This window comes from Cytobacillus firmus (assembly GCF_023715565.1).
GTDB classification, from domain to species: Bacteria; Bacillota; Bacilli; order Bacillales; family Cytobacillaceae; genus Cytobacillus; species Cytobacillus firmus_C.
This window is the reverse complement of the sequence record NZ_JAMBOJ010000005.1, coordinates 95,123-119,097: the sequence shown is the minus strand read 5'-3', so window position 1 is coordinate 119,097 and position 23,975 is coordinate 95,123. Positions and strand designations below refer to the sequence as shown.

At 43.6% G+C, this 23,975-nt stretch carries 20 protein-coding genes and 1 pseudogene; 19 read left to right on the top strand and 2 right to left on the bottom strand.

The genetic code is table 11. The features are described from left to right. A partial coding sequence (locus tag M3205_RS03335) for a transposase (RefSeq protein WP_251168633.1) occupies positions 1 to 130 on the top strand: 130 nt, incomplete at its 5' end. Positions 131 to 746: 616 nt separating this feature from the next. Then, positions 747 to 905 (top strand): hypothetical protein, encoded by a 159-nt coding sequence (locus M3205_RS03330; RefSeq protein ID WP_251168626.1) that lies wholly within the window; start codon positions 747 to 749, stop codon positions 903 to 905. Positions 906 to 1,539: 634 nt separating this feature from the next. Here M3205_RS03330 and M3205_RS03325 read toward each other — a convergent pair. Continuing rightward, positions 1,540 to 2,964: a Na+/H+ antiporter NhaC family protein gene (locus M3205_RS03325; RefSeq protein WP_251168625.1), complete on the bottom strand. Its 1,425-nt coding sequence runs from the start codon at positions 2,962 to 2,964 to the stop codon at positions 1,540 to 1,542. Positions 2,965 to 3,321: 357 nt separating this feature from the next. Here M3205_RS03325 and eutB point away from each other — a divergent pair, with 357 nt between their 5' ends. The 10 genes from eutB (at position 3,322) to M3205_RS03275 (ending at position 15,875) form a co-directional block, all read left to right on the top strand. Next, the gene (gene eutB, locus M3205_RS03320) at positions 3,322 to 4,332 is read left to right on the top strand and encodes a hydroxyectoine utilization dehydratase EutB (RefSeq protein WP_251168624.1); all 1,011 of its coding nucleotides are present in this window, start codon (positions 3,322 to 3,324) and stop codon (positions 4,330 to 4,332) included. 184 nt (positions 4,333 to 4,516) lie between these two features. Beyond that, a complete protein-coding gene (locus M3205_RS03315) occupies positions 4,517 to 6,229 on the top strand; it encodes a PucR family transcriptional regulator (RefSeq protein WP_251168623.1) in 1,713 nt (570 codons plus the stop codon). 262 nt (positions 6,230 to 6,491) lie between these two features. Continuing rightward, a complete protein-coding gene (locus M3205_RS03310) occupies positions 6,492 to 7,679 on the top strand; it encodes a M24 family metallopeptidase (RefSeq protein ID WP_251168622.1) in 1,188 nt (395 codons plus the stop codon). Between the two features lie 17 nt (positions 7,680 to 7,696). Continuing rightward, complete coding sequence (locus M3205_RS03305; protein WP_251168621.1) at positions 7,697 to 8,704, top strand: cyclodeaminase; 1,008 nt, start codon at positions 7,697 to 7,699, stop codon at positions 8,702 to 8,704. A gap of 11 nt (positions 8,705 to 8,715) precedes the next feature. Next, positions 8,716 to 9,918, top strand: a complete 1,203-nt coding sequence (locus tag M3205_RS03300) for a cystathionine gamma-synthase family protein (protein ID WP_251168620.1) — start codon at positions 8,716 to 8,718, stop codon at positions 9,916 to 9,918. A gap of 29 nt (positions 9,919 to 9,947) precedes the next feature. After that, positions 9,948 to 11,195 (top strand): M20 metallopeptidase family protein, encoded by a 1,248-nt coding sequence (locus tag M3205_RS03295; RefSeq protein WP_251168619.1) that lies wholly within the window; start codon positions 9,948 to 9,950, stop codon positions 11,193 to 11,195. Then, on the top strand, positions 11,185 to 12,240 hold the full coding sequence (locus tag M3205_RS03290; protein ID WP_251168618.1) for a homoserine dehydrogenase: 1,056 nt from the start codon (positions 11,185 to 11,187) through the stop codon (positions 12,238 to 12,240). Before M3205_RS03295 ends, M3205_RS03290 begins: the two co-directional genes overlap by 11 nt. Positions 12,241 to 12,261: 21 nt before the next feature. Further along, positions 12,262 to 13,704 carry an aldehyde dehydrogenase family protein gene (locus tag M3205_RS03285; protein ID WP_251168617.1) on the top strand — a complete coding sequence of 481 codons (1,443 nt, stop codon included), beginning with the start codon at positions 12,262 to 12,264 and terminating at the stop codon, positions 13,702 to 13,704. A gap of 244 nt (positions 13,705 to 13,948) precedes the next feature. After that, positions 13,949 to 15,493, top strand: a complete 1,545-nt coding sequence (locus tag M3205_RS03280) for a BCCT family transporter (protein ID WP_251168616.1) — start codon at positions 13,949 to 13,951, stop codon at positions 15,491 to 15,493. A 178-nt stretch (positions 15,494 to 15,671) separates the two neighbouring features. Then, positions 15,672 to 15,875, top strand: coding sequence for a hypothetical protein (locus M3205_RS03275; RefSeq protein WP_251168615.1), 204 nt, complete (start codon positions 15,672 to 15,674; stop codon positions 15,873 to 15,875). A gap of 51 nt (positions 15,876 to 15,926) precedes the next feature. Here the strand turns inward: M3205_RS03275 and M3205_RS03270 are convergent, their stop codons facing one another. After that, a complete protein-coding gene (locus M3205_RS03270) occupies positions 15,927 to 17,786 on the bottom strand; it encodes a terpene cyclase/mutase family protein (protein WP_251168614.1) in 1,860 nt (619 codons plus the stop codon). A gap of 79 nt (positions 17,787 to 17,865) precedes the next feature. Between M3205_RS03270 and M3205_RS03265 the strand changes: the two genes are divergently transcribed. The 7 genes and pseudogenes from M3205_RS03265 (at position 17,866) to M3205_RS03235 (ending at position 23,975) form a co-directional block, all read left to right on the top strand. After that, positions 17,866 to 18,984 (top strand): DUF2515 family protein, encoded by a 1,119-nt coding sequence (locus M3205_RS03265; protein ID WP_251168613.1) that lies wholly within the window; start codon positions 17,866 to 17,868, stop codon positions 18,982 to 18,984. Beyond that, positions 18,959 to 19,354, top strand: coding sequence for a CBO0543 family protein (locus M3205_RS03260; RefSeq protein ID WP_251168612.1), 396 nt, complete (start codon positions 18,959 to 18,961; stop codon positions 19,352 to 19,354). The genes M3205_RS03265 and M3205_RS03260 overlap by 26 nt, the downstream gene beginning before the upstream one ends. 162 nt (positions 19,355 to 19,516) lie before the next feature. Beyond that, positions 19,517 to 20,296: pseudogene (locus tag M3205_RS03255) on the top strand (hypothetical protein); the annotation flags it as partial. A gap of 523 nt (positions 20,297 to 20,819) precedes the next feature. Further along, positions 20,820 to 20,963 (top strand): hypothetical protein, encoded by a 144-nt coding sequence (locus tag M3205_RS03245; protein ID WP_251168611.1) that lies wholly within the window; start codon positions 20,820 to 20,822, stop codon positions 20,961 to 20,963. A 53-nt stretch (positions 20,964 to 21,016) separates the two neighbouring features. Next, the gene (locus tag M3205_RS25535) at positions 21,017 to 21,442 is read left to right on the top strand and encodes a CBO0543 family protein (RefSeq protein WP_285886024.1); all 426 of its coding nucleotides are present in this window, start codon (positions 21,017 to 21,019) and stop codon (positions 21,440 to 21,442) included. A 448-nt stretch (positions 21,443 to 21,890) separates the two neighbouring features. Continuing rightward, positions 21,891 to 22,991 carry an FMNH2-dependent alkanesulfonate monooxygenase gene (gene ssuD / locus M3205_RS03240; RefSeq protein WP_251168610.1) on the top strand — a complete coding sequence of 367 codons (1,101 nt, stop codon included), beginning with the start codon at positions 21,891 to 21,893 and terminating at the stop codon, positions 22,989 to 22,991. A 15-nt stretch (positions 22,992 to 23,006) separates the two neighbouring features. Then, the gene (locus M3205_RS03235) at positions 23,007 to 23,975 is read left to right on the top strand and encodes a tripartite tricarboxylate transporter substrate binding protein (RefSeq protein ID WP_251168609.1); all 969 of its coding nucleotides are present in this window, start codon (positions 23,007 to 23,009) and stop codon (positions 23,973 to 23,975) included.

The following is a 23,975-nucleotide window of genomic DNA, read 5'->3' as shown; positions in this document are numbered from 1 at the left end:
AAGAATAAATGGAGAGGTTCGCAGAAGAGAAAGAGTCATTAGAATCTTTCCTAACACACAATCCGCTTACAGGCTCATCGGAGCTGTCTTGATGGATTATGCAGAGGAAGTTAGAAAAAGAATCATTTAAGAAAAGAACCAGTAGAATCTGCGGAGCGAAATTTTTGAAGTAGTGGAAGGGGCCCCCTTCCACTACTTCAAAAACATAGAGCTAAATAACTTGTTTTTCCTAGGAATGAATTTACACAAAATAGTGGACTTGACTGGTATTCAACTGATTGTGTCAGAAGTGGTCCCGGGTTCTGCCACAGGACCGGGGTGATCAGCTATTTGAGTCAGAAGTGGTCCCAGGTTCTGCCACAGGACCGGGGTGATCAGCTGTTTGAGTCAGAAGTGGTCCCAGGTTCTGCCACAGGACCGGGGTGATCAGCTGTTTGAGTCAGAAGTAGTCCCAGGTTCTGCCACAAAACTGTGGTGATCAGCTGTTTGAGTCAGAAGTGGTCCCAGGTTCTGCCACAAAACCGGGGTGATCAGCTATTTGAGTCAGAAGTGGTCCCAGGTTCTGCCACAGAACCGGGGTGATCAGCTGTTTGAGTCAGAAGTGGTCCCGGGTTCTGCCACAAAACTGTGGTATTCAACTGATTGTGTCAGAAGTGGTCCCGGGTTCTGCCACAAAACTGTGGTGATCAGCTGTTTGAGTCAGAAGTGGTCCCAGGTTCTGCCACAGGACCGGGGTGATCATCTGTTTGAGTCAGAAGTGGTCCCAGGTTCTGCCACAAAACCGGGGTGATCAGCTATTTGAGTCAGAAGTGTTCCCAGGTTCTGCCACAAACCGGGGTGATCAGCTGTTTGAGTCAGAAGTGGTCCCAGGTTCTGCCACAAAACAGGGGCGATCATCTGTTTGAGTCAGAAGTGGTCCCGGGTTCTGCCACAAAACTGTGGTATTCAACTGATTGTGTCAGAAGTGGTCCCGGGTTCTGCCACAAAACTGTGGTATTCAACTGATTGTGTCAGAAGTAGTCCCAGGTTCTGCCACAGGACCGGGGTGATCAGCTGTTTGAGTCAGAAGTAGTCCCAGGTTCTGCCACAAAACTGTGGTGATCAGCTGTTTGAGTCAGAAGTGTTCCCAGGTTCTGCCACAAAACCGGGGTGATCAGCTGTTTGAGTCAGAAGTGTTCCCAGGTTCTGCCACAGGACCGGGGTGATCAGCTGTTTGAGTCAGAAGTGTTCCCAGGTTCTGCCACAAAACAGGGGCGATCAGCTGTTTGAGTCAGAAGTGTTCCCAGGTTCTGCCACAGGACCGGGGTGATCAGCTGATTGAGTCAGAAGTGTTCCCAGGTTCTGCCACGGGACCGGGGTGATCAGCTGTTTGAGTCAGAAGTAGTCCCAGGTTCTGCCACAGGACCGGGGTGATCAGCTGTTTGAGTCAGAAGTTACTCCGGGTTCTGACTCAAAACGATGATTTCTTGCTTTCTCTGTCCGAAGTGTCCCGCAGAATCTTTGTACGGATACCTGGCAGGAGAGAGTTAAAAGCAAAATCTATGAAATCAAAAACCCTGCCGCAATAAATAATGCAGCAGCTATAACACCCCCGATGGCTGAAAGCTTCAATTTATAGCGTGCATAGTCAACGAGGTCCATATCCAGAATCGAAGCAGTGGTAATGGTGGTATCGCCAAGCGGGGAGGTCAGCGCACCGAATGCCCCGCTTGCAAACACGGCTCCGACGGTAAGCGGAATGGAGGCGCCGGTTGAAACCGCGAGGGTTATTCCGAGCGGCATGAACAATCCCCATGTTCCCCATGAGCTCCCAATAAAGTAGCCGACCACTGAACCGAGCACAAAGATGGCAGCTGGTGTCAGAAAAGATGGCAGAAAGCTCCCGAGTGAGTTGCCGATAAATTCTGAAAAACCAAGATCCTCCGCCGCTAGTGTCAGTGCCCATATCAGGATGAGCAGGCTGATTGCTTCCATCATCTGATTGCCGCCATCGTAAAAATGATAAAGAACTTCGTTCATTTTTTCCCGTCTGAGTATGTAGAAAATATAGGTTAAGACGAGGGTGATAAAAACAGCCAGCAGCATCACAAATGTAGCATCGGCCATGGAGAATGCCTCGAAAACCGTACTTGCACCCTGCGACATTCCATCCTGCCATAACAAGAACAGCGAAAAGGCGAGTAATAAAACGACTGGGAAAATCAAATGCCATGGCTGGGCTTTTACAAGCGATAATTCTTTTTTAATTCCCATCCGGTGGAATTCATGCTCTTTTTCCTCCAAATCTGTATGTACCTCAGTCTTTTGCTCTCCTGACTTTTTCCGGCGCCAGAACGTCTGCACAATCCCAATCAGCAGCATAATGATCGCGTAAAAATTAAACAGAATACTTAATAGAAAAATCTCATAGGCGGACATATCCAGATCCAGCCCGCTGATGCCGCCCTCAACAAGGGATACCATGAACCCTACAAAAGCTGTCGCAACAGGAAGCAGCACAATCACGGATTCGGTTGAAATATCGAGTGTCATGCCGACTTTCTGTTTGGAGAGATTCATTTTTTTAATCAAAGATTTGATAATGGGCCCAATCATCATAATCCGAAACATCGGCATCATGAAGGTGAACGGGAGAGTGATCCAGATGAACACAAGAAGGCCACGTTCTGAGCGAATCCGTCTGCCGGCCCATTCGGAAAACCCCTTTATGCCGCCCGCAATATTCATCATCCCGACAAGCCCGCCGAACAGATATAAAAATCCGCCTATCTTGATATTCGTTTCATCGGAAAGCGTGGTCACAATATAAGTGACCGACTGTTCTGTCCCTGCCAGCAGGTCCGCGGACACTAGTATGGAGCCAACAATGATACCCACCACTAATCCAGGCAGGATATTCTTCAGCCAGATTGACATGCCGATTACTATTATAAATGGTATGAGAGATAGCCAGGTGCTGTTCAAATTTGTGCCCTCCAATGAAAAAGCCGTTACCTGTTTAGTATTTCCAGTAGTTAGTTGTAAATTCGTGAAATTTGACAGTCTAACGAATCTCATCTCTATGGGTAATAGGTGTTATAGCTTTTTATGAAAAATGAAGTCTGAAAATATGGGTGAGCAGCTTTTTAGGAAAAAAGATCTTTTTTAACTAGAGAAATTTAGTATAGGTCCTATCTTCCATTCGTATTTTTACCTTTTAAAAGACATCTGAAAAAGTTGTATGAAAAAATTACCCCTTTTATAAGCAATTTGGACAATTGAATTTTCTGAAATGTCGAACTATTATTGAGCAAAGGAATTCTTTTTTGGGAGGGGAACAGAATGCATTTAAAATCAAAAAGAATAGACATATCGATCCGGGATATTTGGGAAGCAAAGAAACGGATTTCTTCCCTGGTAGATAAAACTCCATTGATTCAATCGGCGATCCTGTCCGAGGAATTGGGTCGGAGAGTATTTTTGAAACTCGAGAATGTTCATGAAATTGGCGCCTTTAAAGTCAGAGGTGCAGCGAATAAAATTTTGAGTTTGAGTCCTGAAGCGAGAGAACGGGGAGTTGCTACCTATTCTACAGGGAACCATGGTATGGCAGTTGCCTATGTGGCGAAAAAGCTGGGAATTGAGGCAGTTGTTTGCATATCCAGCCGTGTTCCGAAAGCTAAGGTCGATTCTTTGAAACGACTGGGGACTAAAATAGAAATTTACGGTGACAGCCAGGATGCTGCCGGGGAACGATGCTATGAACTGGAGAGGACGGAAGGGATGACTGTAATCCAGCCGTTCGACGATCCTCATGTGATTGCAGGGCAAGGAACAATTGGTTTGGAAATTCTGGAGGAACTTCCGAATGTAACAGATGTGATTGTTCCTCTTTCAGGCGGCGGGCTTCTTTCAGGGGTTGGGCTTGCCGTCAAATCAAATGACAGAGGGATAAGGGTTTCAGGTGTTTGCATGGAAAAATCTGCTGTAATGTATGAGAGTTTAAAAGCAGGGAAACCTGTAGTGCTTGAAGAGAGTGAGACTCTGGCTGACAGCTTGCTGGGCGGAATTGGTCTGAATAACAGCTACACACTTCGTATGGTTCAGGAATATATGGATAACGCTTATCTGATTCCCGAAGAGGAGATTGCATACAGTATGGCTTTTATGATAGATAAGCATAGAATGATTATGGAGGGCGCAGCAGCTACTGGAGTTGCAGCGGTTTTAGGCGGAAAGATTCCCCGGCAGGAGGGAGATGTTGCTGTAATCATCAGCGGACATAATGTGGACCTTTCTGTCATTCACCGGATTATTCAGGATTATGCATCAGTCATGGGTGTGAGAGAATGAGTGAACGAACGAAAGTAATGGTTAGCTCTAATTGTAAATATAGAAAAATACTGAATATATTATATTGATAAAATTTGTGCTTGCATAATGGAAAATTAATAGTAGACGTGCCTTTCTGAATATGGTTTCCTATAATAAAAGTCTTCTATCATTTTAATCTTAAAGTGTTCAGAGGGGAGCCAACATGAGATTAACAGTAAAAGATGTGCTAAAGTCCAAAATTCTCAACAGTGCCAAGGTTGTAACCGGAAAGGAATTTGCTGAAAAACGGTATATTCAGTGGATTTCAGCCATGGAAATGCCGGTGGAAAACTTTGTCCGGAAAAATGAAGCGGTATTAACGACAGGGATAGGCTGCGGACAGGATGCTGAAACTTTCAAAAGGTTTGTTCAGGATGTGATCGACTCCGACGCTTCGGCCCTGATGGTTGCTTTGGGAAGATACATATTTGATATTCCTACTGAGGTCATAGAACTGGCTGAAAAGAATAATTTTATTATTATTGAGCTTCCATGGGAAATCCGTTTTTCCAGTATAATCGAATGGGTCATGAAAGAGATTAATGACATCGAATATAAAGAACGTCAAAAATCAGAAAAGGTTCAGCAGGAACTTCTTAATCTCATTCTAAAAGACGCGGATCTGAAGGGTATCTCAAAATTCGTTGAAAAGCATATCGGTCATCCGCTCGTTATTACAGACCGATCCGGCAGCCTTCATGAAAAAAGCATCCATACACAATCTTTTTTAAAGGAGTGGAAAAAATATGTCCTGCAAGGAATTCTTCCTTCAAGGGCAGAAGACACCCTATTAAAAGGAGATCCAATGTTTCAGAAGTTCCAAATGATTAAAATAGAAAACCGGATTGTGTTTCAACTTCCGGTGCTTCAGGTAGCCGACAAACCACAAGGCTATATTTTTGTGTTGGTTCCCGGTTCCGAATCAATCGAATCCTTTCTCACTCTCTTTCGTGTTAACGTGTTAGAGCACGCAGCCACCACAATTGCTCTTTGGCTTTCAAGAAGAAATGCCATTGAAGAGACAAAAATGCGCCTTCGCAGTGATTTTGTCCAAGAGCTTTCCAAGGACGAATTCCTATCACTTGAACAAGCCGATACAAGGGCAAAGTTGCTTGGGTACAATCTTAAACTCCCATATGTGTGTATTGTCGGGTATCCGGAAAATATGAAAATATTATTCCAAAAGCGCAAGCAGGACTATGATTCTTACGAACATTGGCTTGAAAGCATGATTCAATATATCGAAGAAGAAATCTATTATGCTGCCCAATCACTTAACAAGGAAATCCTGATGACCTATCAGGGTGAACAGCTTGTTATTTTCCTGGAAACAACTGAGGTAAAGGAAAATGAAAACGCTACAAATTTTCTTGATCTTGTCGAACGGCGTCTGGGAAACTTGCTTCCTGAAGTCGTCTTATCCTGGGGCATCGGCAACGCGTTTGAAGGCATTGCAGGATTTGGGGAAAGCTTCCGTCATGCTGGCACTGCTTTAAGCATCGGCAGGAGGAAAAAGGGGATCGGCCATCGGATGATGTATGAGTCAACAAGAGTGGACAGGGTGCTGCTAAATCTGGCTGGCAATAAAGAGATGGAAGACATCATTATGTCAACTATAGAACCTCTTGTACAATATGACGAGCAACGGCACATGGATTTAATTGGAACTTTCATCGCCTATAATCAATTTCATGGGAATGTAAGTCAAACAGCGAGATCACTAAATCTCCACCGGCAGTCTCTGCTGTACCGCCTAAGGAAGATTGAATCCTTGACTGGTCTATCCCTTATTGATCCGGATGATTTATTTCTTTTGGATCTGAGCATAAAGATTTGGAAAATAGGAGAACATGGTGTAATGGCAGGTCAATCTTAATAATACCAAAAATGCGGAAAAATCCTTTATGGTTTTTCCGCATTTTTTTGATTCCTAATCTCAAAATTTCCCTATTAATATTTTCGTAGGAAAATTTCATTAAAAATATTTTAAAAATTAACAACCTTTTGATAATTTTACTAAAATAAAATTTGAATTTTCATACAAATTTGCAGATGATTGTTTTTTTACCATGACACTATAATGAACCTACAAACTTAATATCTGAAAAATATCCGGTTTTGCAGGAGGGAGAGCCACCATGTCATTTGGGACAGCAGAGTTTAAAATGAGGATCTTGAAAACAAAAGAAAGAATGGCAGCAGAAGGGATTGAAGTATTGCTTATTACCGATCCGGCCAATATGAATTATTTATCGGGTTATGACGGCTGGTCTTTCTACGTGCATCAAATGCTTGTCATCATCATTGATGAGGAACAGCCGATTTGGATTGGCCGGGGGCAGGATGCGAACGGAGCCAAGGTCACGACATGGCTTTACCATGAAAATATTATTCCCTACCCTGATGATTATGTACAATCTGAAACCAAACATCCAATGGATTTTGTGGCAGAAATTTTAAAGCAAATCGGACAGCAGAATCGGTCCATTGGTGTTGAGATGGATAACTATTATTTCACGGCAAAATGCTATGAGCAGCTGAAAAAGGGGCTTCCCAATGCCCGTTTCCGGGATGCAACCCTATTGGTCAACTGGGTCCGCATTATAAAGTCCGATACTGAAATCGAGTATATGAAAAAAGCAGCCAAAATAGTGGAGAACACAATGGCAGCAGGAATTGAGCTGGTAAATGAAGGTGTACGGGAATGTGACGTGGCGGCAAAAATCTTTCATACACAAATAACAGGCACGGAAGATTTCGGAGGGGACTACCCGTCAATCATGCCTCTTCTTCCATCCGGGGAAAGAACTTCAACTCCACACTTAACCTGGACGGACCAGCGTTATAAATCAGGCGAGCTAGTGATTCTGGAACTGGCCGGCTGCTATAAGCGCTACCATTCTCCGCTTGCCAGAACCGTTCATATCGGCCAGCCATCAGACGAAATCAAGGCACTTTCAGAAGTGGTCGTGGAAGGGTTGAATGCTTGTCTGGATATGATCAAGCCAGGGATTGCCTGCGAGGAAATAGAGGACGCATGGAAAAAATCGATTGAAAAAAGCGGCATTATCAAGGAATCGCGTCTTGGCTATTCAATGGGTCTGAACTATCCGCCAGATTGGGGCGAGCATACAGCGAGCATCCGCAAAGGGGATAAGACAATCCTTCAGCCGAATATGACATTCCATTTAATTCCGGGCATCTGGCTTGATCAATACGGATTCGAAGCAAGTGAATCCTTCAGGGTAACCGAAACGGGATGCGAAACATTCGCAGAGCTCTCAAGGGATTTATTTATTAAAGAAGCATCACTTTCAAAAATTTAAAGGGGTGAGGCCGAGAGATGCTCATTTTTACAGAACAGGAACTAAAACAGTATGTGCAGCTGAACAAAGAAGCAATCAGCATTGTGGAAGCAGGTTTTACGAAACTTGCAGAGGATGAAGCTGTCATGCCGCCGATTATGCGGGTGGACCTGCACGACCAAAATGGCGAGGTAGATGTCAAAACCGCTTATGTCAAAGGGGAAGATATGTTTGCGATCAAAGTATCTTCCGGATTTTTCAATAATTATAAGCTGGGACTTCCAAGCGGTAATGGACTGATGCTTTTGGTCAGCACTCAAACAGGCATCCCGCAGGCAATCCTTTTGGATAACGGCTATTTGACCGAGGTGCGGACAGCTGCAGCGGGAGCGATTGCGGCAAAGTATCTATCCAGAAAAAACATTGAAACGGTTGGCGTGATAGGAGCAGGCAGCCAGGCGAGGTACCAGGCAAGGGCGCTCAAGCTGGTGCGTGATTTTAAAAAGATTCTGGTCTATTCCAGGTCAGATGAACGTTCCAGACAATATGCCAGTGACATTTCCGCTGAATTAGGGGTGGAGCTCGAAGTGGCCGGGAGTGCCGAGTATGTAGTCCGAAATAGTGATGCGGTCATTACGACGACACCGGCAGCAGAACCGGTGATCAAAGTGGAATGGCTTCATCCAGGACTTCATATAACGGCTATGGGATCAGATGCCGAACATAAGCAGGAGCTTGAGGCAGAGGTTCTAGCTCGTGCGGATAAGCTTATATGCGATACAAAAGCACAGTGTGCAAGGCTTGGAGAATTGCATCATGCCCTTGATAAGGGAGTATTAACCGATGAATCGGAGGTTATTGAACTGGGGCAATTAACATCCGGAAAGGTAAGTGGCCGGATAAATGACAAGGAGATTACGGTCTGTGATTTAACTGGAACAGGAGTCCAGGATACTGCCATTGCCCTGTTTGCCTACAGTGAACTGGTCAAGCGGGACAGCGGCTTGAAGATTGGGAACAAAGAATTGGCATTAAAAAATAGATGAGGAGTGATCGTATGGTAAAAGAAAACGTTCAGGCAGGTACAAAAGCGGTATGGGCTGGGGAAAAGGATTATTTGGTGCATGGAGCAACCCAGGTGCCGGTCGTACTCAGTGTGGCATATGGCTATGATGACATGGATGAGTGGTATGATGTAGCGATTGGAAAGAAAAAAGGCCATATTTACGGAAGAAATACAAATCCAACGGTCCAGTCATTTGAAGATAAAGTAAAAATCCTCGAAGGCGCCGAAGCTGCCACAAGCTTCTCAACAGGCATGGCTGCCATCAGCAATACATTATCGACGTTTTTGGTGCCGGGAGACCGCATTGTTTCCATGAAGGACACGTATGGCGGAACGAACAAGATTTTCACAGAATTCCTGCCGCGCCAGCAAATCGATGTAGTACTTTGTGAAACAGGGAATCATGAACAGATAGAGGAAGAAGTGGCAAAGGGCTGTAAAATTCTTTACCTTGAAACACCGACGAATCCAACGGTTAAGATTACGGATATCGAACGCATGGCAAAAGCAGGACACGAAGCCGGTGCGATTGTGGTGGTAGATAATACATTTGCAACACCAATGAACCAGAACCCTATTAAACTTGGTGTCGATCTGGTTATCCACAGTGCGACAAAATTCCTCGGCGGGCATGCCGATGCCCTTGGCGGAGTCGTTTGCGGGCCGCATGATTTAGTAGAAAAAATCTATCATTATCGCGAAATCAACGGTGCCACAATGGATCCGATGGCAGCTTACCTGATGATTCGCGGAATGAAAACGCTTCACCTTCGCGTCCGCCAGCAATGTAAAAATGCGATGGCGCTTGCCAAATACCTGCAGACAAAAGATATGGTGGAATCGGTTTATTACCCAGGACTGGAGACACATCCAAACCATCACATTGCCAAAAAGCAAATGAAGGATTTTGGCGGGATGCTCAGCTTTGCTGTTAAAGGCGGAGTTGATACAGTCCGTGATCTGCTGCCAAAATTGCAATTCGCTAACCGTGCAGCCAACCTAGGCGCTGTTGAAACTACAGTAGGACCGGCCCGAACAACAAGCCATGTGGAATGTACTCCTGAGGAGCGAGCTGCTGTCGGCATTCCGGAAGGATTAATCCGCGTCTCCTGCGGAATTGAAGAAATTGAGGATATCATTGCAGACTTCGAGCAGGCATTCAGCCATGCAGAAAGTGTTTTGCAAGTAAAGTAGATTACTAGTTTCGATTGAGGTGAGAGAGGATGTCAGATTATCATCCTATCGTTGAGAATGCTAACAACCTGGCTGGCCGTCTCGCAGAATGGCGCCGTCGTTTTCATCAGCATCCCGAACTCAGCTTTCAGGAGTTCGGGACCTCCCGCTTTGTTGCGGATGTCCTAAAGGAAATAGGCGGAATCGAAGTGGAAACAGGAGTTGGCCTTGAAACAGGAGTGACAGGCACTTTGACCTCGGGGGATGGACCTGTCATTGCCCTGAGAGCTGATATGGATGCCTTGCCGATTATGGAGGAAAATAGAACAGGCTATTCGTCCAAAACGGAGGGTGTGATGCATGCATGCGGACACGATGCACACACCTCCATTCTACTCGGAGCAGCCTCCATCCTTTCTGACCAATTTAAAAAGGGTGAATTGAAAGGAACCGTTAAATTCATTTTCCAGCCGGCAGAGGAGAGTACGGACGATCATGGACTTTCCGGGTCGCCATATATGATCGCTGCAGGGGCTTATGATCAGGCTGACGCAGCCCTTGCCCTTCATGTCTGTCCGTGGCTTCCAGTCGGGGAAGTTCAAATCAGCGATGGCTACAGTATGGCGAATGTAGATGTTTTTGAAGCGAAAATTCATGGTACTGGCGGTCATGGAGCATATCCGGAGCTTGGCACAGACCCTATTTGGATGCTTGGGCCGGTTATGCAGGCACTGTATGGAATTACGGCTAGGAGAGTCTCAGCGCTGGATGCTGGCGTTATCAGCATTGGCCAAATACATGCAGGTACAGCGAGCAACATTATCCCAACTGAAGCAGTGATTGAAGGCACCATTCGAAGCTATACACCCGAGGTGCGTGATTTATTGGTAACTGAAATTAAGAAGGCGCTTTCTATTGTAGAACATCTGGGAGGAACGTTCTCCCTGAATATCCAAAGAGGGGAGCCGGCTTTAAAAAATCATCCTGCCGTTAATAAATGGATAACGGACGCCATTAAACAGACGTATCCAGGCATGAGAATTACAAGGCGTCCCTTTGGACTTGGCGGGAAAGATTTTGGCTATGTGACTGAAAAAATACCGGGATCAATGTTTTTTCTTGGTTGTGCACCAAGAGAGGGAGGGCAGCGCGATCTTCATACCCCGATTTTTGATTTGGATGAAGCCTGCTTGGCGATTGGGACAGCTATTTTGGCACAAACGGCTGGCCAATTTTTAAAAAAGAAACCGAAAGTACAGAGGAACGAGAATTTGGAGGTGGAAATGCTTGGCACATAAATTGGCGTTTATAGGATTTGGCGTTGTTGGCCAGGGCTTGGCGGAAATCCTCCGTGATAAAAAGCAGTCCCTGAAACAGAACGAAGGATTTGAAGCTGAAATTGTGGCTATTTCCGATTTAAAGAAGGGGTCGATCTACCATCCGGGCGGCCTGAATATCGATACCGTTTTGCAAGTAGTGCAGGAAACCGGAAGTTTGGAGAATTATCCGGAAACACCGGGGCTGATCAGGGGATGGGACAGCATCCGAACTATCCGGGAAACGAATGCAGATACGGTTGTCGAGGTTTCGTATACAGATATCAAAACTGGGCAGCCTGCCATAGACCATTGCAAGGCTGCATTTGAAAAAGGAAAAAATGTCGTGATGACCAATAAAGGCCCTGTTGCCCTTGCATATCAGGAGCTATCGGAGCTTGCACAAAAGCATCATGTCCAATGGGGGTTTGAGGGCACGGTTATGAGCGGCACACCAGCATTACGGATGCCGGCAGCTACTCTGGCCGGGAACGACATTACGGAAATCCGCGGCATATTGAACGGGACAACAAACTACATTCTGACCAAAATGGAACAGGAGGGCGTTTCGTATGAAGCGGCTTTAAAAGAGGCGCAAGAGCTCGGCTATGCGGAGGCAGACCCTGTCAGCGATGTAGAGGGCTATGATGCCAGATATAAAATTGTCATTCTCGCAAACCATGTCATGAATGCTCCTTTATCAGTCGAGGAAGTGAAATGCCAGGGCATTACAGGCATCACGCTAAACGATATTGAAAAAGCTAAGGCAGAAGGGAAGTCCTGGAAGCTCATTGCCAAAGCCAAAAAGGAAAACGGCAAGGTAATTGCATCGATCACTCCTGAGAAATTAGATGCTGAAGACCCGCTCGCTTCCATTGGAGGAGCTGTGAATGCCATTACGTATCAATGCGATCTGTTGGGAACAGTCACTTTAAGCGGTGCAGGAGCAGGGAAAATAGAGACAGGATTCTCCTTGTTGATTGACTTAATCTCCATTCATCGGCAAAGGCAGCTTGTTTCAATCTAATACGGAAAGGCGGTAATAAGCATGACCACTCAATTAACCGGACAAAGAATGTTTCTCGCAGGCGAATGGACGTCAGGCGAAAGAGTAATTGAAGTTCGTGATCCGCAGGATAACAGCATCATTGATACAGTACCGGCAGCTTCCAGGGAAGATATGCTGAATTGTATTGAAGAAGAGAAAAAGGGAGCTAAAGTTGCGGCTTCCCTGCCTGTTCATCAGCGCATGGCGATTATTAATCGGGCTGCAGACTATATTGAAGCCAGAAAAGAAAAATACGCCCGAACGATTGCAAGGGAAGGAAGCAAAACCATCCGGGAAGCTTCAAAAGAAGTGGATAGAGCCATTCAGACCTTCCGAATCAGTGCAGAAGAAGCAAGAAGAATTCATGGAGAAACCATTCCGTTTGACCAGATGCCCGGGAGTGAAAACCGCCTGGGATACTACCGCCGTTTTCCCATTGGAATTATAGGTGCCATTACACCATTTAATGATCCATTAAATCTGGTAGCGCATAAGGTCGGTCCTGCGATTGCTTCAGGAAATGCGATTATCGTAAAGCCTGCTACTGTGACACCACTTAGCGCCCTTTTAATTGCTGAAGCCTTTGAAAGTGCCGGTTTGCCGGCAAAGGTGTTATCCGTCATCACGGGGCATGGGAGCGAAATTGGGGATGCGCTTGTGACACATCCGGCGGTGCGCATGATTACCTTTACGGGCGGACTTGACGCAGGGGAACAAATTACCCGGAAAGCGGGATTGAAAAAGATCAGCATGGAGCTGGGATCCAATTCGCCTGTCATTGTCCTCGAGGATGCTGATTTGGAAGAAGCTGTGGAATCATCGGTTTCGGGAGCATTTTGGGCAGCAGGTCAAAATTGCCTGGGGGTCCAGAGAGTGTACATCCAGGATTCTGTATATGAGGCATTTCAGCAGGCATTCGTTGCAAGGACCAGCCAATATTGTGTAGGAGATAAGCAATCAGAACAGACAGATATGGGACCGCTCATTACAGAAAAAGAGGCTATCCGTGTGGAAAAGATGGTTAATGAAGCTGTTGAAAAAGGAGCAGCCGTCTTAACAGGCGGAAAGAGGAGCGGGGCATTTTACTCACCTACCGTTCTCGCCAATGTACCGGAGGAATGCACCATTGCTAAGGAAGAAATTTTTGGTCCGGTGGTACTTCTGTACAAAGTTTCTTGCCTTGACGAAGCAATCAATAAATCGAATGACATAAATTATGGCTTGCAGGCCGGAATATTTACAAAGGATATCGACAAAGCGCATAAAGCCATTGCCGAAATGGATGTAGGCGGAATCATGATCAATGACAGCAGCGATTACCGAATTGATGCGATGCCATTTGGCGGTGTGAAAAATTCCGGGTTAGGCAGGGAAGGAATCAAATTTTCCATCCAGGAGATGACAGAGCCGAAAGTAGTCTGCTTTAAATTAGCAAACGCTTAACAGTTTCTTAATTTAATCATACAAGACAGCTGTAAGGCTGCCTGAACAGGGGTGAGGAAGAACGACCGGATGCTCCGGGGGTCTTCCTTTCCTTCTAAATAGCTGAAGTTATACTTTATGTCATTCTACAACATTCATAAGCCTTTGAAATGCAGACAGGCTTTAAAGGAAAAAGCTCTATCAAACTCGCAGGCAACAAGTACCTATGTCAAATAAAAGAAAGATTAATAAGGAGGATTTTATTTTGAAGAAAAACGGGGAACGGGCTTCATATAACAATCCAGTCTTTAAAATCTCAGCGATCATTGTCGGACTTTTTACCATTTGGGGAGCTTTTTCACCTGATAGTCTTGCTAAAAATGCTTCACTCGTTTTTAACTTTACAAGTAAATCATTTGGATGGCTTTATTTATTCAGTGTAGCTCTTTTTGTTTTCTTTTGTTTATACCTTGCTTTTAGTAAATTTGGAAACATAAAACTGGGGCCGGAGGGAGAAAAAGCGGAATACTCCTTATTTGCCTGGATCAGCATGCTGTTCAGCGCAGGTTTCGGGGTAGGGATTGTCTTCTGGGGTGTAGCAGAACCGCTTTCGCACTTTTCCTCGCCACCCCTTCCTGGAGTAGAACCGCAAACAGCAGAAGCCGCACGGGTTGCCATGCGCTATTCCTTTTTTAACTGGGGCATCCACCAATGGTCAGTCTTTGCCGTAGTTGGACTGGCTCTTGCATATTACCAATACCGTCACAAAAGAAAGGTGCTTGTAGGTGAAGTATTAAGCGCCAATCAGCCCCAAAAAAGAAAAAAGCTGAAGACAGCAGTGAATATACTGGCGGTTATTGCGACAGTAACAGGGATTGCGACTTCGATGGGAATGGGTGTCCTGCAGATTAATGGCGGCTTGAACTATGTCTTCTCAATCCCGAACAATCCGCTGATGCAAATCGGCATTGTAGGCATCATGCTTGTCCTTTATCTTGTTTCAGCGACAACCGGTATTGATAAAGGGATTAAGATTTTGAGTAATACGAATATGTTTTTGGTTATTGCCCTAATGGTGATCTTCCTGTTCAGCGGCCCTACTGTATTCATATTTGAAAGCTTTGTTCTGGCCATTGGCGATTACATCCAGCACTTTGTCGAAATGAGCTTCTATCTGACCCCGTACACTGGTGATGCATGGGTTCAGGATTGGACCATTTTTTATTGGGCATGGGTCATTGCCTGGTCTCCATTCGTCGGTTCCTTTGTTGCCCGGATTTCAAAGGGAAGAACGATCAGGGAATTTGTTATAGGCGTCATGATTGTCCCTCCAGCTATCGGTTTTGTATGGATGGCCATTTTCGGAGGAACCGGATTGTACATGGATTTATTCCAGGGTACGGCCATATCAGAAGCCGTTTCAAAAGATGTGACCACTGCCATTTTCGTTCTGCTGAAAGAATTTCCGTTATACTCATTAATGTCAGTGATTATGCTTGTCCTTATTGTTATTTTCCTTGTTACTTCAGCGGACTCGGCTGTTTTCGTTTTGGGGATGATGACCTCAGATGGAGATTTGAATCCATCCAACATGGTTAAAGTGATTTGGGGAGTCTTAATGGCTGGCATTACCGCTGTATTAATTGCCAGCAGCGGATTAAAAGGGCTGCAAACGGCCTCCCTGGTCACCGCTCTTCCGTTTACCATCATACTGGGCATTATTAGCGTTTCACTCTTTAAATCATTGTCCAGGGAGACGAAAGAGGTACAAAAACAAGCTGAATCGGTTCCTCTGAAGAAAGCACAGTAATCATTTCTCAAGAGGGATTGGACAATAAAATCGCTGTTCTTTCTATCATGGAAGGGATAGCGTTTTTTATTTTGATTTAAAAACGAACGTGGACAGGGAAATTCTTAATATAAGGTGAAATAGTAATATGTGAGAACTGTAAAAATAGTTTTGCTCTAATCTGAATGGGGGGCTAAAAATGAAAAGAATGTGCAATCAGTGTCAAACTGAAATGATCACAGATTGCAGGGCAACTGTTGAATCTGACTTGGCCGGAATTAAAATTAGTCAAAAGCGTAAAGGGCTTTTTAAAAATGTCTCTGCAAAAGCGAAAGCTGCTGTATGCCCAAATTGCGGCAATGTTTCTTTCTATGTTGAGGATTATCAAGTATTTAATAACTAATATAAAAACACTCAGAGACTATCACTCTGAGTGTTTTTAATTAACGGGCGCTCACTGTCCAAACTTCCGCTGGTAATTTGCTAAAGCGATCAGCGGAAAGATATATCGGTAGCTATGGTAATGAATGTAAAAGCTTCCGGCCATAGCCTGCCCTTTTGGATAGTCTGTCGTCCAATCTTCTTTTTCAATATTCTTAAGCAAATACTGAATTCCCCTTTGAATCTGTACAGTTGGCTGATGTTCCGCAGCAATAAGTGCATCCACCGCCCATGCGGTATCAGTAAGTGTACTTTCTTTCAAAGGAACATATGTTTTCTGGCTGTCGCTCAAGCAGGATTCTCCCCAACCGCCATCCTCGTTTTGTATTTTTTTCAGCCAGTCTTTGGCCTTCCTGACAGAGGGGTGGCTGGAATTGCCTGTTGCTGAAAGCCCTGTTATTGAGGCCCATGTGCCATAAATATAGCAAATGCCCCATCTGCCATACCAGGAGCCATCTCGTTCCTGATGGTCAAACAGCCAGTTAACCGCGTTTTTTATAAGCGGGTCGTCCGCTGGAAGATTTGTATAATTCCCCAAAAATTCAAGCGTCCTACCGGTCAGGTCGGCTGAGGTTGGGTCGCCAAACATGTATTCACCCTTTTCAATCGGAAGGAAATCGAGCCATGGATTTTCGGTATTTCGCTCAAACGAAGGCCATCCGCCATCATCATTCTGCATGGAAAGCAGCCATTGATTGCCGCGGTCCCAGGCTCTCTGGTATTCTGAACTGCTTTCGGCCCTTCCGATAGCCCGTAACGAAGCAGTGGTATCATCGACATCAGGGTTAAGCGTGTTGATATCAGAAAATCCCCATCCGCCCGGCTGTCCATGAGGGTTATGAATGGCCCAGTCTCCATACTTAGTATGCTGACGCTTCAGCAAATAAGCGTTTGCACTCTTTACTGCCGGATCTTCCGGCGTGACACCAGCTAATTGGAGAGCTGTGCTGATGAGAGATGTGTTCCAAACACTGGCGTCTGTGTATTGCATATGAGGATGGCCGTCTATATTGGTCCGAAACGATTTGAGCCCCTCTACAGCATTTCTGATAACAGGCTCATCCTTGGAATACCCAAGAGACAGAAGCGCAAAAATCATTAAAAAGGTAGAGCTGAAGTAACTATAGAAGGTTCCATCAGGCTCTATCCGCTGGAGCATATATTCCTTTGCCCGGTCCATTGCCAATGAGTGAAGCTGTTCCGGGAGACCCAAAAGCCCTTCAATGCCTTCTTTGATAAGGGATAAAAACGATCGGTATTCTGGCTCAGTGTCCCACTGGGCTCTAGTTAAAAGCAGGTCTGAAAGGTCAGGGCTGTTTTTTCCTTTGATGCTGAATTTCTTTTCAGCAAGAATTAGGATGGGGGCCAGATTCACACGCCCATACACCGAAAATTGATAAAAGTTGAAAGGGAAGGACAGGGGAAAAAGCATAATTTCAACGGGAAGCGGAAAGTCATCAGGCCATGGGTACTGTCCCGTAATAGATAGCATAATTTTGGTGAAAATATTAGCTTTCTCCATCCCGCCATGCTCCCGTATGAACTTCCTGGCGGCCTGCATTCTTTTATCTTCCTTCCCGATATAGCCTGAAGACAGCAGTCCATAATAAGCCTCCAGCGTAGCATTGGCATTTCCTTTCGGCTCATCATGAAAAAGCTTCCAGGATCCATTATCTTCCTGCAGACTCAGGATCCTTGAAGCCAGCCCCCGAATTAATTTTTCATCATGTATCTCCAATGTCCTTAATAAAATGATCATATAAGCGTCCGTCACAATGCCGGTTTCAAAAGGATATTTCCATGAACCATCGGGGGACTGTTTTTTTCTTAATGTGGCGATGAGTCGTTTCATGCCAGCAGCGGTATTGGTCATTTCATGCACATTCCTCTCCGGTTAATCTGCTCCTATAAATACATATTCATATCACAGTGAGAGAATTCATGGAGGAGGGATGACTATCTTTTTTCAAAAGAAACACCCAATGGGCTGGTTAAAGGAAGAATTAAAGAAAAGAGCAGCTGCTAAAAAGCATATGAATCTTTCAGATGAAGAAAAGGAGATCTTGGACCAGGTAAAAAGGGAGACCATAAAATGGAACGTGAATAACGTCACCCGTACAAAAGCCTATCTCGAATTTTACAGACAGCATCCAGAAATCCATTGGGCCTTTTTGGGCCATATGGTTTCACGCAATGGCGGCTGGAATATGACAGATTTAAAAGGGGAACTTCTATCCCGTTTATTATCACCCCGCGAAAAGGAAACCTTTTTTGCGTTTTTGGAAAGAGGGAACTGGCTCATTTTCCAGGATGCCTATCCGCAATTCTTGATTTACAAAGAGAGCCTGAAGCGAAACAAGCCATTGTTTTACCTGTTTTATCCAATTAATATCTCCATTTTTATGGAAACAGTCTGGAGCTGTTTCTGGAGGAAGCCTGATCCTTATATGCTGACCATTGCCCTTATCATCAATGAACAAAGCTATTTAGAAAAAAGAGTTATTCAAAACCCTCAATTTAAACTTCAGATATTTCAAAAGCTGGAATTTAAGCTGCAGGAGCTGCTGTCCTTAAATCACATCCTTTTTCCTTATGAAAAAAACGGTGTCATGCAGTTGAAAGGACAGACCTTAAATCATTTTGAATCGCTGCACGAACGGATTACTTTAGGAAAAAGGCTTTACGATGTTCTATTTAAGAACAAAGAGGTGCTTGCCTTAACGGAACAATGGGCGAATGCATATCCCCATACCGGCTCAAGAAAGGATTACTGGCCACATATCTTCAATGATGTTCATGAAGGGATGCCAGGTAAACAATATCAATTTCAGCTAAAGTCTTGCCAGCTCCGGCCTGGGGGAAGAAGGATTTTTAGCCCAAGCCTTGAAATAGCCTGGAAAAATGTAAGTCAGCCTGAAGCAGAATTAGGAGATTGGTATAAAAGTGATCACGTATTGGAGTATTTTTTGGAGTCTGACGATATGATTAATGGAGAGATCAGGCATGCATACTGTCAAACACTTGAAAGGCTCGAGCTCGCAGCCCTTGCCAAAAAGGCCGTCTGGAATTAAAGCCTATATGCCGGCCATGCTGCTGTCATCGCTATTAGGCACATATTTAGATTTGTATTTTACCGGGAAGGGGATGTACTCTTTCCCAACCCGTCCATTCTCGGATATCTTTTCGATCAATATAGTATTTACGCTTGCCGTGTTGCCGATCTTCATGATTCCTTTGTTGAAGATAATGGAAAGTCTAAAGGGCTGGTTTCGGGGAATATTTGTGTTGATCATCAGTCTAGCGATGGCTGCTGGAGAAAAACTGGCAGAGAGTTTTGGCATGTTTGTTCATGCTGAAACCTGGCATCATCTTTATACTTTTATAGGCTATTGCCTGTTTATTGGATTGGTCGCTTTCTTTCATGGGTGGATGAATAGGTAGGAATAAAGCGTTCCGGTTACTTGTGATAGATTAGCTTGGACACAACATAGGGGGCTGCTGTTGCAGCTCCTTTTCATATTGTGCGCGGGCTGCTCTGCCGTATAAAGTGAATATATTGTGGGAAGCTATCTTAAATTAATCATTCATACAGGGTGCTTAGCAATGGACAATTTTGAAAATGATAACACCGCAAGGTATTACAAAGCTCACGTGAGCGTTTGGGGCACCTCTCAAATTCATTTGAGAAACCCTTATATCATCGGATGGTGGTCAGCTGCGTTCCCTGGATTTGGACATTTGCTTTTGTCAAAATATCTTAGGGGTTATGTCTTATTTATTTGGGAAGTCCTTGTTAATATTAAAGCGAATGTCAACTTAGCTATGGTTTACTCATTTCAAGGCGATATTGATATGGCGAAAGAAATTTTAGATACCAGATGGCTGCTTATGTATATTCCTGTCTACTTTTTTGCTATATGGGATAGCTACAGAACCACTGTAGATATGAATAAAGTATATATATTAGCCAAAAATGAAGGACATCGAATCAACACATTTAGTTTAGGGCCAGTTGAAATAAATTATCTTGATAAAAGAAGCCCGGTTATGCCCATTATGTGGTCATTATTTGTACCAGGACTTGGACAGCTCTATATACATAGAATTCTGACAGCATTTTTTCTTATATTCTGGGTTGTGGTCTTTTTTTATCTTTCGCATGCACAGCAGGCAGTGTCTCTCTTATTTCTTGGGAAAATTCAGGAGGCGACCTCTGTTTTAAATCCGGAATGGCTTCTATTTCTTCCATCCCACTATGGCTTTGCAGCGTATGATTCTTACATAAATTCAGTTGAAAATAATAAACTTTATGAAGAGGAACAAAGAAGGTATTTAACAGAACATTATCAGTCAAAGGGTTTCCAAGTATTGAAAAGACTAAAAGGTGGAGTGAATAAAATGCAGTTATTTTCAACATTTGAAAGTAACTCTTTTATAGAATTGGCGATTTCTACACTTGAGAAAAACGGAATAAGAAAGGAAGATATTTATGCTCTTCCTCTTGATAATCGTAAAGAGGCACGCAGGTTATTTGACTCTGTTCATCGGTCAGATGGCACGTCTCTCGTCGATATAGGCATAGCTCTTGCAACAGCCTTTGGTGTCATTGGGGCAAGCATAGGGTTCAAATTAGAATGGGGACCAATATATTGGGGACTTATCGCTGCGTTCATCGGTTTTGCAGCAGGTTTTTCTATCAGAATATTTACTGAAGTCATTTTGAAGAAAAAGAAGAGGCTAATAAAAGGGAAGCATTCGGAGATAATACTTATCGTTAACTGCGAAGAACAACAATCTGAGTTAGTAAAGGACATACTGTTCAAACATTATGCAATAGGTGTTGCGGCAGTTCAATGAGTTTGTTGGATTAAAAGTAAAAAGCATTAATGTAAGGACCTATAGCCTTATGGACAATTCCATCTTTCATGTAAATACAAATGCATTTGCATTTAAGGAATGGGTGACAATGATCATTTCTTTTATTGTTTTTCTGTTAAGTATTGGTCTGCACGCAGGGAATATCAAAGATATTCTGATCGAAAAAAGGTGAGTAACTTGAGACATAGGAAAGAAAAATTTATTGAAACGGCTTCCTGGGTTGTTATGGTGCTCCTGCTGATTAAATACGTACCAAGGAATCGCCTTAGGGAAGCAAATATAGCCTTTTTATTTAAACAAGTTATTACTTGGCTATTTGGATTAATGGTTACAGAATATAGACTTATTAAATATCCTTACAGAATGTTCTTTAGAAAATTCACCAAATCAAGCTTTACCTTTGAGTATTTTGTCTATCCTGCTTTATGTGTTCTATTCAATCTGTATTATCCTGATAAAAAAAATTATTTGTATAAAGCTTTTCATTACTTTTGGCACACCGGCATTATTACTCTTTTAGAACTTTACGCTTTAAAGTATACACGGTTAATTGTGTATAAAAGATGGACTTGGTATTGGACTTTTGTTACTGTATGGATTTCTTATTATATTTCAAGAGTATATTACAAGTGGTTCACAAGAGTAGGCTAGGTTACCGCGCTTAAAAATTGAAAAGGAATATTACAACCCTGAATCTCTACATCCTTTATTCTTGCCTTATGAACATGGCCAAAAAAATATTCTTTCACACCAATTTCATTGCTGATTCACCAAAGCGTGCACTGCCCATCATCATAGCATTGAAAAAATTCCAGCTAGGGTCGTCCTTACCTATTACAAACCTAGGAATAAGGATATCGAATTAAAAGTTATCTTCATATAAAATGTTAAAAAATCATTGACTAATCGAAAAAAATACTATAGGATTAAATAAAATTATAAAACCGAGTAATTCAATGTGTTTTATTAGAATAAGGATGAGTCGACTAGACCACTAGAGGCTCTAATTCAACAGCTATCAGTATGTTGAATTAGAGCCTCTTTGTGTTTTTTTTAGAAGAAAAAACACGGTTTAGATCTTGAACAGGAGGGGTTTCTTATGGAAATGTTTTGGTTTTTGCCTTCAAATGGGGATGGGAGATACATTGGTACTTCCATTGGACAGCGGGAGCTTTCATTTAATTATTTGAAACAAATCACAACATCTGTTGAAGAACTGGGATACGATGGAATGCTAATTCCAACAGGAGAATTTTGCGAAGAAAGCTGGACATTGGCATCTTCTTTAATTACGTATACAGATCGTTTAAAGTTTTTAGTTGCTTTAAGGCCTGGTGTGATTACACCTACTGTCGCCGCCAGGATGGCTGCCAGTCTGGATCGGATTTCGGAAGGAAGGCTGCTGCTGAATATTGTGACGGGCGGGAGTTCAAAGCAATTAGCTGGTGAAGGTGTATTTCTGGATCATTCTAAACGATATAACCTGACGGACGAGTTTCTGGATATCTGGAGAGGTCTTCTGCGGGGAGAAGTAGTGGATTACAAGGGAAATTATTTACGTGTGGAAAGTGCAAAGGTTCAATTTCAATCGGCCCAAACCCCATATCCGCCTCTATACTTTGGAGGATCATCATTAGCCGGGCAAAAGGTTGCAGCCAAGCATGCAGATGTATATTTAACATGGGGGGAGCCCCCTCATTTAGTGAGTGAGAAAGTGAAAGCAATGAAAGAATTGGCTGCACAGGAGGGGCGCGAAATAAAATTTGGGATTCGATTACATGTCATCGTTCGAAAAACAGAAGATGAAGCCTGGAAAGCGGCAAATGAGTTAATAGAGCATATTGACGATGAAACAATTGCAGCAGCCCAGAAAGAATTATCAAAAACGGAATCCGTCGGCCAGCAGCGGATGCTCGCTCTTCATAACGGAGATAAAAATAAATTAGTTGTTAGTCCCAACCTCTGGGCCGGAATTGGCTTAGTAAGGGGAGGGGCGGGAACTGCACTGGTTGGAAGTCCTGAAAGTGTAGCGGAACGTTTGATCGAGTATTCAGAGCTTGGAATAGATACGTTCATATTATCCGGTTATCCGCATCTTGAAGAGGCATATACAGTTGCGGAATTGCTGTTTCCTTTATTGCCGATTGAGAAGAGAAATATATTTGCAAACCAAAAAGAATTTAAGACTTTTGCTAGGTAGAATGGGGGAGTCACTTTGAAGAAATTAATAGCGCTTATCGTCCTTTCCGGTTTGCTGACAGCCTGCTCCAGCCAGGAAACAGCCACGGATAAGGATGAATATCCAAATAAAACGATTAACTGGATCATTCCTTATGGAACTGGCGGGGGGTCAGATCAATTTGCCAGGAATTTAATCCAGGCTGCGAAGGAAGTAGATCCCAGATATAATATTGTTCCCATCAATATGCCTGGTGCCATGACAGGAACTGGACTAAACCATTTTTTGAAGCAAAAAGCTGACGGGTACACCATTTTTGGAAATACACAAGATGTTCTATTAACAATGGTTCAAGGCAACAGCAACCACACCTTAGAGGAAATTGAACCTATTATGAGAAATCAGCATAATATCGACATGTGGTTTATCAAAAGCCAGGAAGACCGCTTTCAGAACTTTGATGAATTAATCGAATATGCCAAACAACATCCCGGGAAACTGAAGGTTGCCACTACTGGCCTAAATGGGACGGATGCCATCGCTATTAAAAGGCTGGAAGAACATTTTGATGTTAAGTTTAAGAATGTGCCATATGATGAGCCTTCAGAACGCTATGCAGCTTTATTAGGCGGGAACGTCGATATTATTCACGAACAGCCTGGTGACGTAAAGTCCTTTCTGGATAATGAAGATTATAAGCCAGTCATCGCCATGTCCGCTGAGAAAGTCCAAGGCTTTGAAGATGTTCCAGTGACTTCGCAATATGATTTAGATCTTTCAACCGGATTTTGGAGGGGTGTATCAGTGAAAAGCGGGACACCGCCGGAAGTGGTAGAGAAGTTACAGGAGTTATTTACCAAAGCAATGGAAACTGAAAGCTATCAAAAATATGAAAAAGAGCAGTATCTGAATATAAGAGAAGGAATATTAACTGGAGAAGCATTAAAGACATTTTTAGAGGATGAGTACTCTTATTTAAAAGAGCAATCCTCCAAGCTTGATTAA

What these genes read in the sequence shown, in the direction of transcription:
- ssuD (WP_251168610.1), top strand. Translation starts at nt 21,891, where the DNA reads ATGGAAATGTTTTGGTTTTTGCCTTCAAATGGGGATGGGAGATACATT.
- M3205_RS03245 (WP_251168611.1), top strand. Translation starts at nt 20,820, where the DNA reads ATGGACAATTCCATCTTTCATGTAAATACAAATGCATTTGCATTTAAG.
- M3205_RS03285 (WP_251168617.1), top strand. Translation starts at nt 12,262, where the DNA reads ATGACCACTCAATTAACCGGACAAAGAATGTTTCTCGCAGGCGAATGG.
- M3205_RS03275 (WP_251168615.1), top strand. Translation starts at nt 15,672, where the DNA reads ATGAAAAGAATGTGCAATCAGTGTCAAACTGAAATGATCACAGATTGC.
- M3205_RS03270 (WP_251168614.1), bottom strand. Translation starts at nt 17,786, where the DNA reads ATGACCAATACCGCTGCTGGCATGAAACGACTCATCGCCACATTAAGA.
- eutB (WP_251168624.1), top strand. Translation starts at nt 3,322, where the DNA reads ATGCATTTAAAATCAAAAAGAATAGACATATCGATCCGGGATATTTGG.
- M3205_RS25535 (WP_285886024.1), top strand. Translation starts at nt 21,017, where the DNA reads ATGGTGCTCCTGCTGATTAAATACGTACCAAGGAATCGCCTTAGGGAA.
- M3205_RS03295 (WP_251168619.1), top strand. Translation starts at nt 9,948, where the DNA reads ATGTCAGATTATCATCCTATCGTTGAGAATGCTAACAACCTGGCTGGC.
- M3205_RS03310 (WP_251168622.1), top strand. Translation starts at nt 6,492, where the DNA reads ATGTCATTTGGGACAGCAGAGTTTAAAATGAGGATCTTGAAAACAAAA.
- M3205_RS03305 (WP_251168621.1), top strand. Translation starts at nt 7,697, where the DNA reads ATGCTCATTTTTACAGAACAGGAACTAAAACAGTATGTGCAGCTGAAC.
- M3205_RS03315 (WP_251168623.1), top strand. Translation starts at nt 4,517, where the DNA reads ATGAGATTAACAGTAAAAGATGTGCTAAAGTCCAAAATTCTCAACAGT.
- M3205_RS03265 (WP_251168613.1), top strand. Translation starts at nt 17,866, where the DNA reads ATGACTATCTTTTTTCAAAAGAAACACCCAATGGGCTGGTTAAAGGAA.
- M3205_RS03300 (WP_251168620.1), top strand. Translation starts at nt 8,716, where the DNA reads ATGGTAAAAGAAAACGTTCAGGCAGGTACAAAAGCGGTATGGGCTGGG.